Consider the following 16227-nt stretch of genomic DNA (forward strand, 5'->3'; position numbering starts at 1 on the left):
TGACGATGCCTCAATGTCCATTCTTGAAGATGTTGGTGTTGTTTTTCGTGATCCGGTTGCCCTTGATGACTGGCGCAAAGCAGGCGCCCGTGTCGAGGGAGACTTGGTAAAATTTGATCGTGAACATATCCGCAGTCTTATAAGTTCAATCCCTGAAACGATTACACTTCATGCACGTAACCCTGATAATACGATTGGTTTAGGTGGCCGTAAATCAATGTTTGTGCCAATGACAGGCGCACCATATTTACGCGATCTTGATGATGAAAGACGGTTGCCAACGCTGGATGATCTGGGGATGTTCCATAAATTAGCGCATATGTCCCCAGCCATGCATTCATCAGCGCATCATATTGTTGAACCAATGGATCATCCGGTGCCGCATCGGCATTTGCAAATTACCTATTCGTCGATGAAATATTCGGACAAAACCTTTATGGGCATGACAACGTCAGGCAAAAATGGCGAGGATGTCATGGATATGTGCGACATCCTGTTTGGTGCGGCATTTCTGGAAGACCATGCGGTTGTTGTTGGCAATATAAATGGCAATTCACCCTTAGTCTGGGATGAAACAATGCTGGGTGCAATGCGTGCCTTTGTCCGGCGGAATCAGCCTGTTCTGTGCTCACCTTTTGTACTTGGCGGTGCTAATACACCAGCGTCAACGGTGCCTGCGGTTGCGCAGTTGAATGCGGAGGCGCTATCGGCGCTGGCTTATACGCAAGTTATCCGCAAAGGGGCGCCAGCAATCTATGGGCATTATCTGTCAACAGTATCCATGCGGTCGGGCGCGCCGATGGCAGGAACGCCCGAAATTTCGCTGATGAACTTCATGATTGGCCAAATGGCGCGGTTTTATGGCGTCCCGTGGCGAACGTCAAATACGCTTGGTGGTGCAAAAACGCTGGACGCACAGGCAGGCTATGAAAGTGCAACAACCTTAATGGCTGTGTTGATGGCAGGTGCAAATTATATATGGCATTCGGCAGGCTGGAACGAGGCTGGTATGCATTGTTCGGTTGCCAAATTTATGGTTGATGCCGAACAATGTGCAATGGGTTACAGAATGGCCGAAGGGCTGCGCTGGGATGATTTTGACGAGGCGTTATGTGCAGTACGCGATATAGGGCCAGGCGGACATTATCTTGGTCATGCGCATACGCTGGAGAATTTTGAGCGTGCCTTTTTCATGCCTACGCTGTTTGATAATAATTCATTTGAACAATGGCAGGCGGAAGGTGCAAAGGATGTTACCGAACGCGCTTTGACGATGGCGCGTCAAATGCTGAAGGAATATGAAGAGCCTAAACTGGATGAGGCAACGAACGACGCTTTGCTCGATTATATTGCCCGCCGAGAACGTGAAATACCCGAAGATAAGGGGCTTAACGAAACGCATTAATGAATTGCACTATCAGACTTCTTTGCCAGCACGCCATTCGCGGTATTTGATTGTCAAAGTTGCACCAATGGTTGCAAAGGGTTCTATCGGCAGTTTTTTGGGTTCGGGATAGGACAGCATACGTTCAAGGCTTTGATGATTGTCGTATAAATTTCCAGTCACCAGATCAGCGGCCACGATGCCTGAAAGTGTTCCCCGCGCTGTCCCTAATCCGTTCTGACAACATGCGGCTGTGATTCCGTCTTCAATGGCACCAAAAGCAGGCACGTCATTCAGGCTAAGGCATAATTTGCCACCCCAGCTATGTTCCATTTCTATGCCAGACATATGTTCAAAGCGGGCGGCAAAACTTCGCTCGTGATGTGTGCGCTTTGCAATAGCTACGCGGTCTGGCACCTGCATCGAACTGACAAAACTGGCCTGATTGCGAACAATGATGCGGTCACCTGACTGCCCTGAAATACGGCGTATTGTGCTGCCTACCGGATCGGATGGTGTTATGCCCCAGCGTGGGTTGCCACCAAGCTTTCGGGTTTCTTCTGTGTGTAAGGCGCGTGTCATAGAAGCATAAAGGAAAATATGCATTAGCCGCCGTTTGAAAAAGCCAAAGCTTTGCGCATGACCATTTACCGCCAAGATGATTTGTGGTGCGGTGATTGCCCCGTCGGGGGTTTTGGCTTGCCAGTCGGCACCAGTCTTTGTCATGGATGTTACTGGACTATTTTCAAAAATACTGACCTTGTGTCGCAAGCCATCACGAAGCCCGCGTACATAGGCGGCAGGATGAAGCATTGTTGTGCCAGGTGTGTATAAACCCTGATTGTAATAGTCACTGCCGCATAATTCTTTCATATGCTGGGCATCAAGAATTTCGTATTTTTCGGCAAGGTGATCCAGATGATCGGCATAGGCAAGGTTATGCGCCACGCCTTTTGATGTTGCCGCGCCATTGACTTTGCCACTTTGGGATATGATTTCACTGTCGAGGCCATATTCATCGGCTGCATCAAGGGCAAAAGCGATGGCACGACGGTTCATGGCCATCTGGAGTAAATCTTCAGTGCTGTCACCCGCGTAATCTTCAGACGATAACACATGTGGTAAATCAATCATGAAGCCAGAATTTCGACCAGCAGGCCCGTTGCCAATCCGGCCAGCCTCAAGCACGGTAATTCGGCTATCAGGGGCTAGTTGTGACAATCGCCGCGCGGCTGAGAGGCCAGCAAAACCGCCGCCGATTATTAACCAGTCAGCATTTACATTTTTGGCCAAAATATGAGGTGGTGAATCCTCGGGCAGAATCGCGTTCCAGCCAGTCACACCGGGGTTATGGGGAAGGTTTTTGGTGATTATGTTACGAGCCATGAATGACGATACCTAATTGCCTAACTATAATGTAATTACAATCATGTATTTATATTGTGGGGTAAATGGTTTTCATCCCATGTTATCGTTTTTGAGACAGCAATGACGGTTTAAGGCTTGAATTAGTTGAGCAATAAGCCATTATCAGGCATCTAAAAGTATGAATTTAGTTCTTTGGGAGACAAAAAATGAAAAAGATTATTATTGCCGCTGTGGCGGCGGCTGTTTCTATCACACCAGCGCTTGCCGCTGATGTAAAGATCGGGACGCTGCTTGGCTATACGGGTCCGATTGAATCGCTGACTCCAGATATGGCTGCTGGCGCTGAATTGGCCATGAAGGAAGTTACCGATTCAGGCACATTCATGGGTGGTTCTTCTGTAACATCGGTACGAGGTGATTCGACCTGTATTGATTCAGCTGCTGCAACAGCGACTGCTGAACGTCTTATTACATCTGACAAAGTCAAAGCCATCATGGGTGCTGACTGTTCAGGTGTTACTACAGCTATTCTGCAGAATGTTGCTATGGCCAAAGGTATTGTGATGATTTCACCTTCAGCCACATCTCCAGCCTTGTCGACGCTGGAAGATAACGGTCTGTTCTTCCGGACAGCGCCATCAGATGCCCGTCAGGGTCAGGTTGTTGCTGATATCCTGAATGACAAAGGTATCAAATCTGTTGCGATGACCTATACAAATAATGACTATGGTAAAGGTCTTGCAGACAGCATTCAGATGAATTTCGAAAAATCTGGTGGTAAAATCACTATTTCAGCATCGCATGAAGACGGTAAAGCCGATTATGGTGCAGAAGTTGCCGCACTAGCGCAAGCTGGTGGTGAAGTGCTGATTGTTGCTGGTTATCTTGACCAAGGTGGTAAAGGTGTCATTCAAGCGTCATTGGACACTGGTGCATTTGACACATTCGTGCTTCCAGACGGTATGATTGGTGATTCACTTCCTAAAGCTATCGGCTCTGATCTTGACGGATCATTCGGTACGGTTCCAGGAACAGACAGCCCAGGTGCTTCAAAGTTCGCCGAGCTTGCAAAGGCAGCAGGTTTCAAAGACGGACCGTTTGCTGCTGAGTCTTATGACGGTGCAGCTTTGATAATGCTGGCCATGCAGGCCGCAGGTTCAACTGAAAGTGCTGATTTCAAAGGTAAGGTCATGGAAGTTGCTAATGCGCCAGGTGAAAAGATTTACCCAGGTGAACTTGCAAAAGCCATGAAGATTATCGCTGATGGTGGCGACATTGACTATGTTGGTGCGTCTGCTGTTGAGCTGATTGGTGCTGGTGAGTCTGCTGGTAACTACAAGGAAATCCTTGTTAAAGGCGGCGAGAACACTACAGCCCGTTTCCGCTAAGCTATAGATAAACTGCGATCCAGACATCATGCGTGATGTCTGGATCCTATTATTATTAGTATTTTTTATGATAGTTATTGAAAACATAAGTAAGCATTTTGGCGGCATTAAAGCCGTTAATGATGCATCATTGGTCATTGAAACTGGTTCGATCACTGGGCTTATTGGTCCCAATGGTGCTGGCAAGACCACCTTATTCAACGTTATTGCCGGTGTATATAAACCAACGTCAGGAAAAGTGTTTCTTGATGGCGAGGATATTACCGGCTTTGCCCCGCATGAATTGTTCGATAAAGGCATGTTGCGCACTTTTCAGATTGCGCATGAGTTTTCGACGTTAACGGTTCGTGAAAATTTGATGATGGTGCCAGCCAAGCAATCGGGTGAACGGTTGATTGATACATGGATTAATCCAGCACGTGTGCGCGCCGAAGAAGCCGATATTCGTGCCAAGGCAAATGATGTCATAGATTTTCTGCAAATCAATCAGGTTGCCGATGAATTGGCTGGCAATTTGTCTGGGGGACAGAAAAAGCTGCTTGAGCTTGGCCGCACGATGATGGTCGATGCAAAGATTGTGTTCCTTGATGAGGTCGGGGCTGGTGTTAACCGGACATTGCTCAACTCTATCGGTGATGCCATTTTCCGCCTGAATAAAGATCGTGGTTATACATTCTGTATGATTGAGCATGATATGGAGTTTATCTCAAGATTATGTGATCCGGTCATTGTCATGGCCGAAGGGGCGGTTCTTGCAACAGGAACGGCACTTGAAATAAAGGCCAATGATGAGGTTATCGAGGCCTATCTTGGTACCGGTTTGAAGAACAAGAAGAGAGCCACAAAATGAGCTTTCTGATTGGTGATGAAATGACTGGCGGATATGGGGGAGCAGATATTCTGCATGACTGCACAGTCAGTGTTGAACGCGGTGAGATTGCCGTTGTTGTTGGGCCCAATGGTGCGGGTAAATCAACCGCTATGAAAGCGATGTTCGGCATGCTGGATTTGCGGGCTGGCAAGGTAATGTTCGACGGTGAGGATATTACCAATTTGAAGCCGCAGGATCGTGTGCTTAAGGGCATGGGCTTTGTGCCGCAGAACAGCAATGTATTTACCAGCATGACGGTTGCAGAAAACCTTGAAATGGGCGCCTTTATTCGCCGTGATGACATTGCCGAAACAATGGATCAGGTTTATGGGTTGTTTCCTATTTTGCACGAGAAGCGGTTTCAGCCCGCAGGTGAGTTATCAGGGGGGCAACGCCAGCAGGTCGCCGTTGGGCGAGCTTTGATGACCAAACCAAAAGTATTGATGCTTGATGAACCAACAGCAGGCGTATCGCCGATTGTTATGGATGAACTGTTTGACCGGATTATCGAAGTGGCGCGTACCGGTATTGCGATCTTGATGGTCGAACAAAATGCCAAGCAGGCGTTAAATATTGCTGATAAAGGTTTTGTGCTGGTGCAAGGCGAAAACCGCTATACCGACACAGGGGCGGCATTAATGGCCAATCCAAATGTACGCAAAGCATTTCTGGGAGGGTGATGATGGCTGATATTCTGAATCCTCTGGTTATTCTGGCGAATTTCATTCTTGTGCCTGGCTTGGCTTATGGAAGCCAGCTTGCGCTTGGTGCCTTGGGCGTAACGCTTATCTATAGTGTTTTGCGCTTTTCCAATTTTGCGCATGGGGAAACGATGGCCTTTGGTGCCATGATTACGATCCTTGTGACATGGTGGCTACAATCAGCAGGCGTTAGCATTGCCCCGCTTCCGACAGCTTTGTTGGCGTTGCCAGTGGGCATCCTTGGCACTATTGCTCTTTGTCTGACGACTGATCGTCTGGTCTATCGCTATTATCGCGAGCAAAAAGCATCGCCCGTAACATATCTTATTGTTTCGGTTGGCGTGATGTTCATTACTGGCGGGGTGATCCGTTTTATTATCGGCCCTAATGACCAGCTATTTGGCGATGGTGCGCGTTTTATCATGAAAGCGCGTGCCTTTAAGCAGATTACAGGCCTGAATGAAGGTTTGGCGATAAAAACTTCGCAAGGGGTGACAGTTATAACAGCCGTCATTGTTGTGGCGGCCGTATTCTGGTTTTTAAACCGGACGCGCACGGGTAAATCGATGCGTGCCTTTTCGGATAATGAAGATCTGGCGCTGTTGTCTGGTATCAATCCAGATAGGGTCGTGATGATCGCATGGATTATCACCGCTGCATTGGCAACAATAGCGGGCACTTTATACGGTCTTGATAAAAGCTTTAAGCCGTTTGTCTATCTGCAACTGCTATTGCCAATTTTTGCGGCGGCTATTGTCGGCGGTGTCGGCAGTCCTGTTGGTGCCATTGCTGGCGGGTTTGTGATTGCCTTTTCCGAACTGATTATCACCTTTGCCTATAAACGTGTTGTGACCTATTTATTGCCTGAAAGCATGGCACCTGAAGGGTTGGTTCAATTCCTGTCCACCGATTACAAATTTGCGGTTTCTTTTTTCATTCTGGTGATTGTGCTTCTGGTCAAGCCAACCGGTATTTTTAGTGGAAAATCGATATGACAGATAAACAAAGGAATCTTGTCTGTTTCTCGATTATGGCGGCCTTGCTTGTGTTTGTAGGCTTTTTGCAAAGCTGGAGCGTATCGCTATCGCTTTTAAATCTATGTTTGATTTCAGCGATCATGGCGCTTGGGGTCAATATTCAGTGGGGCTATGCGGGTCTGTTTAATGTTGGCATCATGGGGTTTGCCGCGCTGGGGGGGCTGGCTGGTGTTCTGGTTGCATCCAAGCCCGTTTCCGAAGCGTGGCAGGTTGGCGGTGTAGGCATTGTGGGTGGTTTGATCGCTGGTCTGGGGATGATCGCCGTTGGCGTGCTTGTCTGGCGCAAAACAGCGCATATGGGACGTCGGCGTTTTTGGCTTACAGGCCTTGCCATTCTGATTGGCTATATCATCATGCGGTCAATCATTGATCCAGCTGTTATGGCAATTGAATCTGTCGAACCAGCCAAGACCGGATTTTTAGGCGGTGCAGGATTGCCCATCATTTTGAGTTGGTTTGTTGGCGGCCTATTTGCGGCGGCGGCGGCGTGGGTGGTTGGAAAAATATCACTAGGCCTGCGGTCAGATTATCTGGCGATTGCGACATTAGGTATTTCCGAAATCATCATTTATTTTCTGAAATTTGAGGATTGGCTAACGCGCGGTGTCAAAAATGTTGCTGGCTTGCCGCGCCCTGTTCCTTATGAAGTTGATTTAAACAAGTCAGCCAGTTTTCAGGATTTTGCGAATAACCTTGGTATGCAGGTGGAAGATGCCTCATCTGTCGTCGTCAAGTTATGCTATGCCGTATTATTCACGGCTATTTTGTTGATTATTCTCTGGTTGTCTGAAACCGCGCTTCGTTCGCCTTGGGGCCGGATGATGCGCGCCATTCGTGATAATGAAACCGCCGCTAGTGCCATGGGCAAGAATGTGACATGGCGACATTTGCAGGTATTTGTTCTGGGATCTGCTGTTGTGGGTGTCGCAGGTGCCATGCTTACGACACTTGATGGTCAATTTACCCCAACCACCTACCAGCCGCTTCGTTTTACGTTTCTAATATGGGTTATGGTTATCGTTGGTGGGTCTGGCAATAACTGGGGCTCGATTCTAGGTGGCTTTATCATATGGTTTTTCTGGATTGAAGCCGAACCAATGGGGCTATGGCTTATTGATGTGCTGACCTCAGGGATGGCAGAAGATCACTGGTTGCGCCTGCATTTGATAAATAGCGCCGCGCATATGCGCCTTATCACTATGGGCCTGGTTTTACTGCTGGTATTGCGCTTTGCCCCACGTGGTCTGATACCCGAGGTCAAACGCTAGCTAAAAGCTATTGCCTTGGGCGGCAAATTTGCCCTACTAATTAGGTTTATGGCCTCAACAATCGGAACATTTATAATGCTTGAAAAGCTTGTACCAGCGAAAGCTGATCCCATTCTTGGTCTTGGTAAACTTTTTGCCGCTGACACACGCGAGAATAAAATTGACCTTGGCGTTGGCGTTTATAAGGATGCTGATGGCAAAACACCGATTATGACAGCTGTTAAAAAGGCCGAAATTCGGTTACATGCGGAGCAGACCTCTAAATCTTACAAAGCGCTTGCCGGTGATGAGATATTTAGGGATGAGATGCGCAAGTTGGTATTGGGTGGCGCGGTTGCGGCAGACCGTGTGGCAACCTTGCAAGCGCCAGGTGGCACAGGCGCCTTGCATCAGCTTTTTGAAGCCATGAAAATGTTGAATCCCGATGCGACTATCTGGGTTAGCAACCCAAGCTGGCCTTCGCATGTGGCAATGGCCAAGCATTTGGGTTTCAAAACCGAAAATTACGATTATTTTGATGCCGCGACTAGCGGTGTTGACTTTGACGGTTTGATGGCATCGCTTCAGGGCATGCAGGCTGGTGACATGCTTGTATTGCATGGTTGTTGCCATAACCCGACAGGGGCTAATCTGACAGCCGATCAATGGCATGCGATTACTGATCTTGTGCTTGAAAAGAATGTTATGCCGCTTGTTGATATTGCCTATCAGGGTTTTGGTGACGGGCTGGAAGAAGATGCTGTTCATATGCGCACTATGGCTTCGCGCATGCCCGAAATGATGGTGGCGGCATCATGTTCTAAAAATTTTGGCCTTTATCGTGATCGTGTTGGCTGTGCAATGGTTATCGCCAAGGACGCTGACTCTGCAACGGTGACTCAGGGTAATCTGGCAACATTGAACCGAATGAACTATTCCTTTGCCCCAGATCATGGAGCGGCACTTGTCGCCATTATTCTGTCGGATGCTGATTTGCGCGCCGAGTGGGAAGCCGAGCTGGAAGATATGCGGCTTGCCATGCTAACTGTCCGTGAAAATCTGGCGGAAGCATTGCGTCAGCAATGCAATTCGGATCATTTTGATTTTATCAAGGATCATCGCGGCATGTTTTCACGTCTTGGTCTTTCGCCTGAGCAGGTAGAAACGCTGCGAACAGATCATGGCATGTATATTGTTGGTGACAGCCGTATCAATGTCCCGGGTCTGGCGGGCGGGCGCGTTGCGCCATTTGCCAAAGCGGTTTCAATGGTTGCAAACATATCAAAATAGATGTTTGTGATATTACCAGCCTGATATAGTCATAACGCAGGTCAGAGGGCTTCTTTATTGGGTATGGACACAGCTATGAAAGATGGTGGCAGTCTGTTAATGGAGTGCCTGATTACACTTGGTGCCAAAGTTGGGTTTGGTGTGCCAGGTGAGTCTTATCTTGCTGTTCTTAACGCCATGCATGACCACCAAGATGATTTTCGTTTCATCATGGCGCGTCAGGAAGGCGGGGCGGCCTATATGGCTGAGGCCTGGGGCAAACTCACCGGAGACCCGGGGCTTTGTTTTGTGACACGCGGGCCAGGCGCTACCAACGCATCAATAGGCGTACATACCGCTATGCAAAATTCGACGCCGATGCTGTTATTCGTCGGTCAGGTTGGTAGCGATATGATTGGCCGCGAAGCCTTTCAGGAAATTGATTATACAGCCTATTTTGGCAGTATTGCAAAATGGGTTGTTGAAATTGACGATGCGGAACGGATTCCCGAATTAATCAGTCGGGCGTGGGCAACAGCCCTTAGTGGCCGCCCGGGTCCTGTCATTGTGTCATTGCCCGAAACGTTACTGACGCAAGAGGTTACAACCTTGCCATGCAAAGCTGTCAACATCCCCGAGCCAGCCATTTCAATGACGCAACTGGCCGCGGTTGAGGCCATGCTTAATGAGGCGGAAAAGCCTGTTGTTATCGTTGGGGGAAGTCGCTGGGAAAAGGGCGGTGTTGATGCGTTATGTGATTTCTGTTTAGGTAATAATCTGCCCATTGTTGCGGCGCATAGGTTCCACGACATAATTGATAACCACCATGATTGCTATGCTGGTGATGCCAGTGTCGGTATGAATGGCTATATGAAGTCGCTGTTGCGTGAAGCAGATGTGATTATGGCGATCAATATACGCTTTGGTGAAATGACAACCGATGCCTATCAGCTTTTTGACAGCCCCAACATGAAAGCCAAATTGATTCATAGCCATGTATCTGATGGTGAATTGGGTAAAATTTATGCGGCAGATTTGCCACTTCATTCAGGGCCAAATTGTTTTGCCGAAGCGTTATCATCTATAAGGCTAACACCTAATGCAAAGCGTCAGGAATGGTGTGCTGACGCGCGCCACACATATTTAAACAGTTTTGAGGTTGCCCCACAGGAAAGCCCCGTTGATATGGGGGTTGTGATGGGGGTTCTGGCTGAGATGTTGCCCGATGACGTGATCGTGACACATGGTGCAGGCAATTTTGCCCTGTGGCCAAACCGGTTCATGAAGTTTGGTCGTAAGTCGCGTTTGCTGGGACCGCAAAGTGGGGCGATGGGAGCAGGGGTTCCCGCCGCGATTGCGGCCAAAGCAAGATACCCTGAGCGGACGGTTCTGTGTTTCGCCGGTGATGGTGACTTTCAGATGAATGGCAATGAGCTGGGCACAGCAATGCAGGAAAATATCCAGCCAATCATTCTGATTTTGAATAACGGTACCTATGGCACAATCCGCATGCATCAGGAACGCACCTATCCGCATCGTGTATCAGGTACCGATCTTATCAACCCCGATTTTGTGACATTGGCGTCAGCCTATGGCTTTCATGGCGAACGGGTAGCAAATACCGATGAATTTAGCGCGGCTTTTGGCCGTGCCATGCAGTCTTCGACTGGTGCCGTATTAGAGCTTATGATAGGCACTGAGGCAATTAGCCCCCGCGCGACAATATCTGCTTTGCGTGAAAGCGCTAAGTCATCTTAATTGGGCAATTTTAATTAAAGGATTCTTTATGCGTAGCTTGGACATAGATTTCATCCGTAGTCAGTTTCCTGCTTTTTCAGAATCATCACTAGCTGGGCAGGCATTTTTTGAAAATGCGGGCGGCTCTTATACATGTAAACACGTTGTTGATCGTCTGCATCGTTTCTATCGTGAACGAAAAGTGCAACCCTATGCGCCCTATGATGCGTCGCGGCTTGGCGGTGAAGAAATGGATGAAGCCCGCACGCGGCTTGCAGGTTTGATGAATATCCATAGTGATGAGCTGAGTTTTGGTCCATCAACAAGTCAAAATACATATGTGCTGGCTCAGGCATTTGGACAAATGCTGTCTTCGGGTGATGCCATTATCGTCACAGATCAGGATCATGAAGCAAATACCGGCGTGTGGCGGCGGCTTGCCGATAAAGGCATTGAGGTGCGTGAATGGCATGTCGATGCCGAAAGTGGCCAGCTTGACCTTGCGACGCTTGCGACCATTCTGGATGAAAACGTCAAGCTGGTTTGTTTTCCGCATTGTTCAAATATCGTTGGCCAAGAAAACCCCGTTGCCGATATTGCCCGTATGGCACATGATGTTGGCGCTGTAACCTGTACCGATGGGGTCAGCATGGCGCCGCACGGCTTGCCTGACATGCGGGCTTTGGGAACGGATATTTATCTGTTTTCAAGCTATAAAACATATGGTCCGCATCAAGGCATCATGTTTATTGCGCGTGATCTGGCTGATCGGTTGCCTAATCAGGCACATTTTTTTAACAGTGATGTTCGGTATAAACGCTTTACCCCAGCTGGACCCGATCATGCCCAAATTGCCGCCTGTGCTGGCATGGCGGATTATATTGATGCTGTTCATGACCATCATTTTACGCCAAATGAAGATGCAGCGGCGCGTGGTCGGGCAGTGCGCCAGTTACAACGCGATTATGAAGATTTGATTCTGACGCCTTTGCTGGATTATCTGCGTAGCCGAAATGATATTCGTATAATGGGCGCTGATAAGGTGGGGCAACGTGTACCAACAGTGGCCATACATGCAGATAAACCAGCCACAGAATTGGCCGAGACGCTTGCAAATCATGGTGTTATGGCAGGTGGTGGTGACTTTTATGCTGTGCGTCTGATCGAAGCGATGGGCGTTGCGGCAGACCCCGGTGTGCTGCGTTTGAGCTTTGTGCATTACACCCATGCTGATGAGGTGCAAAAGCTGATCACGGCGCTTGATGCTACATTATAGCGTATGGCTTTCAAGGTGGTAGCTTGACCTGTGCCGATAAACGACTGTAATTTATTGGATTATTTGCGTGGTTTTATCTCAGAGATGATTTTCCACACCGTTGCCTTTGGAAATATTGGCTATCAGCCACATACTTTTTGCCAGTAGGATTCTTGATGACAATAGATTTTGACGAAATCATTAATCGCACAAACACCCATTCGGACAAATGGGACACCATGCAGGCAAATTATAATGTGTCGCCGCATGACGGCATTCCGATGTGGGTCGCTGATATGGATTTCAAGCCACCACAAGGCGTTTCCGATGCGCTGAAAGATATGCATACGCATGGCGTTTACGGCTATTACGGCGATGATTCAAGCTTCCGAAGCGCGCTTGTTGGCTGGATGCGCCGCCGGCATGGCTGGACTGTTCAGCCAGACTGGATTGTGAATACGCATGGGCTGGTCAATGCGCTATCGCTGGCAGTTCACGCCTATAGCGATGTGGGCGACAGCGTCATTGTCTTCTCGCCCGTCTATCATGCGTTTCATCGGCTGATTAGGGCGAATGACCGTAAGGTTATCGAGTCTGAACTGGTGCTTGATGACGGACGTTATCATATGGATCTGGATGCGTTGGCGTCGCGGCTGAAGGGTGATGAAAAGCTGATGTTTCTGTGTTCGCCGCATAACCCCGGTGGGCGTATATGGACAAAGGATGAGCTGCGTGCGGTCATGGTGTTTTGCGCTGAGCGCGATATTATTCTGATAAGTGATGAAGTGCATCATGACATTATTCTGGACGGAAATGAGCATCATGTGCTGGCAAAAATTGCGCCAGAATTTACGGCAAGTCTGGTCACGTTGGCCGCAACGACAAAGACATTCAATCTTGCAGGTGCCATGCTGGGCAGTGTGATTATTGAAAATATGACGTTGCGTAATCAATTTATAAAAGCACAAAAGGCGGCGGGTATATCGCTAAACCGCTTTGGCATGATTATGTCGGAAGCCGCGTATGAACATGGTGATGCGTGGCTTGACGCGTTGCGGTTATATCTGTCCGAGAATAACCGAATCTTTGCCGAAGGTATCCGCAATATTCCCGGATTAAGCATAATGCCTTTACAAGCAACCTATCTGACCTGGGTTGGCTTTGCTGATACGGGAATGAAACCAGATGAATTTAACAGCCGGGTGACGCAAAAAGCACGGATTGCCGGAAATTTTGGTAGTAGTTTCGGGGCAGGCGGCGATAATTTCATGCGTTTCAATCTGGCAACACGCCGCGCCCTTATTGTTGAAGCTGTGGCACGTTTGCAAGATGCTTTTGCTGATCTTCAATAATCCAAACAAGACGCCATAGGTACAGCAAAGGGTGTATATTGGGTATTTCACAGGCCATTCTTGAATCAACAAATAAACGCACGGGATTGTTGCTGGTTTGTGCGGCGGCATCCCTGTGGGGGTTGATCTGGGTGCCGATGCGCTATGTCGAAAGTCTAGGTATCGATGGTTTATGGGTTGTGGTCAGTTTTCAGACGTTGCCTTTTATAGCCCTGTTTCCATTCTGCAAAAAGTCATTGATGGCACATCGCGCTGATTGGGGTATTTACCTTGCTGCAGGGGGCGCAATGGGCATTGGCTTTGTGCTGTATTCTCTTGGTCTTGTTGTGGCGTCAGTGACAAAAACCACGGTTTTATTTTATCTAACACCGATATGGTCAACCTTGCTTGGCAGCATCTATCTAGCAGAAAAACTAAATGCGGGGCGCTGGATTGCCATAAGTATGGGGTTGGTTGGGTGCATTCTGATCATGCAGGTGAATGTCTTTGATATGCAGTTTGTTGCCAGTGATTTGCTGGGGTTGCTATCTGGCATAAGCTGGTCAGTCGGGTCGATCATCATTGGCAAATATCCAAAAGCCAATATTATGAATATCACCTTGTTTCAATATGGTGTTGGCGGGGTTCTGGCCGCTATAGCGGCGTTGGTTCTGGCCGTGCCAATTCCGGATGTGACCGTTCTGATAAGTGGGCTACCTGTGGCATTTGTAGCTTCGGTGTGTATTTTCCTGCCGTCAGTGCTGATTATTTTTCGGGTAAATCAGTATGTTTCACCCGGTCTGGTTGGCATTTTGATGCTGTCGGAAGTTATCGTTGCGGCGTTGTCGTCTGCGTTGTTTATTGGTGAGTATCTGGATTATTGGCAATGGGTTGGGTTTGTCGCAATTATCGCTACAGGCGTATATATCGGCGTTGTTTCGCACAAGACGATGGCTGATTAAACGGGTTTTTGCCGCTTTGCAAGCGCCCGCCCGACGGTGACCACGATGGCCGCCAGCCCGCCCGCAACCAATATATTTGCATAAGGGATGTGAAGACTCAGATAGCTTTCCAAAAGCGGGTCATGAACGATTAAATCGCCAGCAAGCCATCCTAAAAGGCCAGCACCCATGCTGATGATAACGGGATAGCGGGACATTAGTTTGAGGATTATGGCGCTACCTGCAATGATGATGGGAACGCTGAGAAGCAAGCCAAAAACCACAAGATACATATTACCTTTTGCCGCCGCCGCAATGGCAATCGAATTGTCCAGACTCATGACAAAATCGGCAATTATGATTGTACGGATAGCTGTCATCAGCCCTTGTGAACTATTGACCTTATGCTCATTTTCACCGTCATTTTCGATAAGTAATTTTACACCAATCCATAAAAGCAGAAGCCCGCCAATAAGCTTTAGCCCCGGAACCGCCATCAAGGTCGTGGCAAAGAAAACCAGAATAACCCGCAAAATGATGGCCCCAGCTGTTCCCCACAAAATACCCAGCTTTTTCTGACGTTCAGGAAGATCACGACATGCCAGCGCAATTATAATCGCATTATCACCACCCAGAATTATGTCGATTGCGATAATTTGTAGAATGGAGATGACAAGCGCATCAGTCATAAATTCGGTCATAGATAAAGGCTTTCTGAATGATTTTATTGCGGAACGGGCGACAGTGATACCGTGTACAGATAGAAGCAATGCGGGCGAAATAAAAGGGGCTATTTAATAGAATTAAAGGAATTTTATTTTTGAATTTTAAAATTGAGAATGATTATCAACTTGATGCTTGCAAACAGTTTTTGATTTTGATAATCATTCTTATTAACTTCTTATCCGATATTTACGTATCTTGCCATTGGTTGATCAGACAAAGTTAGACCATACACGCAAAGACAGTTGAACTGGTTTTATGGTAGCTACATTTCTTTCAAACTGGGCAGGCGTTCCACGGCAACATATTGATCGCTGGCTGATTGTCGTCGTGCTTTTATGCGCATTATCTTTGGCGCCTGTGTTGGCACTTGTTGTCACTGCGAGTGGTGATAGTGACGGGTTATGGACACATCTGCTGAATACAGTGTTGGGAACCTATGTAATAAACACGCTCATTTTGATGGCTGGCGTTGGTGTTTTAGCTATTGGTTTTGGTGTCAGCACAGCATGGGTTGTCAGCCGCTATAATTTTGCAGGCAAGAAAGTGCTGGAATGGGCGCTGTTGTTGCCAGCCGCAATTCCAGCTTACATTATCGCCTATACCTATACAGATTTTTTTGAATATGCTGGGTTTGTTCAAAGTGGCATGCGTAGTATTTTTGGGTGGCAATCAGCGCAGGATTACTGGTTTCCAGAAATCAGGTCACTTGGCGGTGCGGCCTTGGTCATGGCGTCGGTGCTTTATCCTTATATTTATATGGTCACACGTGTGGCTTTTCGTCTGACGCCAGCCAGCCTGTTTGAAATTGCGCTGGTGCATGATAAATCGCAATTCTGGACTGTCGGGCTACCGCTTGCCAGACCAGCGATAATGGCAGGGCTTGCATTGGTCTTGATGGAAGTGGTTTCGGATTTTGGTACGGTTGAATATTTTGCTATTCCAACCATCACGCTAGGTATTTTTAATGTCTGG

Annotated in this window: 14 protein-coding genes; 12 read left to right on the plus strand and 2 right to left on the minus strand. The window is 48.0% G+C overall.

The features are described 5' to 3' along the window. The coding region (locus ABNT28_RS05705) for a trimethylamine methyltransferase family protein (RefSeq protein WP_348721153.1) at positions 1 to 1405 on the plus strand (1405 nt) is incomplete at its 5' end. Between the two features lie 12 nt (positions 1406 to 1417). Here ABNT28_RS05705 and ABNT28_RS05710 read toward each other — a convergent pair. Further along, positions 1418 to 2770, minus strand: a complete 1353-nt coding sequence (locus ABNT28_RS05710) for an FAD-binding oxidoreductase (RefSeq protein ID WP_348721154.1) — start codon at positions 2768 to 2770, stop codon at positions 1418 to 1420. A gap of 188 nt (positions 2771 to 2958) precedes the next feature. Between ABNT28_RS05710 and ABNT28_RS05715 the strand changes: the two genes are divergently transcribed. The 10 genes from ABNT28_RS05715 to ABNT28_RS05760 all read left to right on the plus strand — a co-directional run bounded on the left by ABNT28_RS05715 (position 2959) and on the right by ABNT28_RS05760 (position 14550). After that, a complete protein-coding gene (locus ABNT28_RS05715) occupies positions 2959 to 4140 on the plus strand; it encodes an ABC transporter substrate-binding protein (protein ID WP_332924742.1) in 1182 nt (393 codons plus the stop codon). Positions 4141 to 4207: 67 nt separating this feature from the next. After that, positions 4208 to 4990, plus strand: coding sequence for an ABC transporter ATP-binding protein (locus ABNT28_RS05720; protein ID WP_332924743.1), 783 nt, complete (start codon positions 4208 to 4210; stop codon positions 4988 to 4990). Next, positions 4987 to 5691 (plus strand): ABC transporter ATP-binding protein, encoded by a 705-nt coding sequence (locus tag ABNT28_RS05725; protein ID WP_332924744.1) that lies wholly within the window; start codon positions 4987 to 4989, stop codon positions 5689 to 5691. The genes ABNT28_RS05720 and ABNT28_RS05725 overlap by 4 nt, the downstream gene beginning before the upstream one ends. After that, complete coding sequence (locus tag ABNT28_RS05730) at positions 5691 to 6707, plus strand: branched-chain amino acid ABC transporter permease (protein WP_332924745.1); 1017 nt, start codon at positions 5691 to 5693, stop codon at positions 6705 to 6707. Before ABNT28_RS05725 ends, ABNT28_RS05730 begins: the two co-directional genes overlap by 1 nt. Beyond that, positions 6704 to 8017 (plus strand): branched-chain amino acid ABC transporter permease, encoded by a 1314-nt coding sequence (locus ABNT28_RS05735; protein ID WP_348721155.1) that lies wholly within the window; start codon positions 6704 to 6706, stop codon positions 8015 to 8017. Before ABNT28_RS05730 ends, ABNT28_RS05735 begins: the two co-directional genes overlap by 4 nt. A gap of 75 nt (positions 8018 to 8092) precedes the next feature. Further along, positions 8093 to 9286 (plus strand): amino acid aminotransferase, encoded by a 1194-nt coding sequence (locus ABNT28_RS05740; protein ID WP_348721156.1) that lies wholly within the window; start codon positions 8093 to 8095, stop codon positions 9284 to 9286. Between the two features lie 75 nt (positions 9287 to 9361). Further along, a complete protein-coding gene (locus ABNT28_RS05745) occupies positions 9362 to 11023 on the plus strand; it encodes a thiamine pyrophosphate-dependent enzyme (protein WP_348721157.1) in 1662 nt (553 codons plus the stop codon). A 28-nt stretch (positions 11024 to 11051) separates the two neighbouring features. Then, positions 11052 to 12278 carry an aminotransferase class V-fold PLP-dependent enzyme gene (locus tag ABNT28_RS05750; RefSeq protein WP_348721158.1) on the plus strand — a complete coding sequence of 409 codons (1227 nt, stop codon included), beginning with the start codon at positions 11052 to 11054 and terminating at the stop codon, positions 12276 to 12278. 155 nt (positions 12279 to 12433) lie between these two features. Next, on the plus strand, positions 12434 to 13609 hold the full coding sequence (locus ABNT28_RS05755; RefSeq protein ID WP_332923652.1) for a MalY/PatB family protein: 1176 nt from the start codon (positions 12434 to 12436) through the stop codon (positions 13607 to 13609). A gap of 38 nt (positions 13610 to 13647) precedes the next feature. Further along, positions 13648 to 14550: an EamA family transporter gene (locus ABNT28_RS05760; RefSeq protein WP_348721159.1), complete on the plus strand. Its 903-nt coding sequence runs from the start codon at positions 13648 to 13650 to the stop codon at positions 14548 to 14550. Here the strand turns inward: ABNT28_RS05760 and ABNT28_RS05765 are convergent. After that, on the minus strand, positions 14547 to 15230 hold the full coding sequence (locus ABNT28_RS05765; RefSeq protein ID WP_332923650.1) for a TerC family protein: 684 nt from the start codon (positions 15228 to 15230) through the stop codon (positions 14547 to 14549). The genes ABNT28_RS05760 and ABNT28_RS05765 overlap by 4 nt on opposite strands. A 280-nt stretch (positions 15231 to 15510) precedes the next feature. On the opposite strand from ABNT28_RS05765, the gene ABNT28_RS05770 reads away from it, so the two are divergent. Continuing rightward, the coding region (locus ABNT28_RS05770) for an ABC transporter permease subunit (RefSeq protein ID WP_348721160.1) at positions 15511 to 16227 on the plus strand (717 nt) is incomplete at its 3' end.

This window comes from uncultured Candidatus Puniceispirillum sp. (genome assembly GCF_963979125.1).
Classification (GTDB): domain Bacteria; phylum Pseudomonadota; class Alphaproteobacteria; order Puniceispirillales; family Puniceispirillaceae; genus Puniceispirillum.

Excerpts from the sequence above, each read along its gene's own strand:
- ABNT28_RS05710 (WP_348721154.1), bottom strand. The coding sequence starts at position 2,770 with ATGGCTCGTAACATAATCACCAAAAACCTTCCCCATAACCCCGGTGTG.
- ABNT28_RS05715 (WP_332924742.1), top strand. The coding sequence starts at position 2,959 with ATGAAAAAGATTATTATTGCCGCTGTGGCGGCGGCTGTTTCTATCACA.
- ABNT28_RS05720 (WP_332924743.1), top strand. The coding sequence starts at position 4,208 with ATGATAGTTATTGAAAACATAAGTAAGCATTTTGGCGGCATTAAAGCC.
- ABNT28_RS05725 (WP_332924744.1), top strand. The coding sequence starts at position 4,987 with ATGAGCTTTCTGATTGGTGATGAAATGACTGGCGGATATGGGGGAGCA.
- ABNT28_RS05730 (WP_332924745.1), top strand. The coding sequence starts at position 5,691 with ATGATGGCTGATATTCTGAATCCTCTGGTTATTCTGGCGAATTTCATT.
- ABNT28_RS05735 (WP_348721155.1), top strand. The coding sequence starts at position 6,704 with ATGACAGATAAACAAAGGAATCTTGTCTGTTTCTCGATTATGGCGGCC.
- ABNT28_RS05740 (WP_348721156.1), top strand. The coding sequence starts at position 8,093 with ATGCTTGAAAAGCTTGTACCAGCGAAAGCTGATCCCATTCTTGGTCTT.
- ABNT28_RS05745 (WP_348721157.1), top strand. The coding sequence starts at position 9,362 with ATGAAAGATGGTGGCAGTCTGTTAATGGAGTGCCTGATTACACTTGGT.
- ABNT28_RS05750 (WP_348721158.1), top strand. The coding sequence starts at position 11,052 with ATGCGTAGCTTGGACATAGATTTCATCCGTAGTCAGTTTCCTGCTTTT.
- ABNT28_RS05755 (WP_332923652.1), top strand. The coding sequence starts at position 12,434 with ATGACAATAGATTTTGACGAAATCATTAATCGCACAAACACCCATTCG.
- ABNT28_RS05765 (WP_332923650.1), bottom strand. The coding sequence starts at position 15,230 with ATGACCGAATTTATGACTGATGCGCTTGTCATCTCCATTCTACAAATT.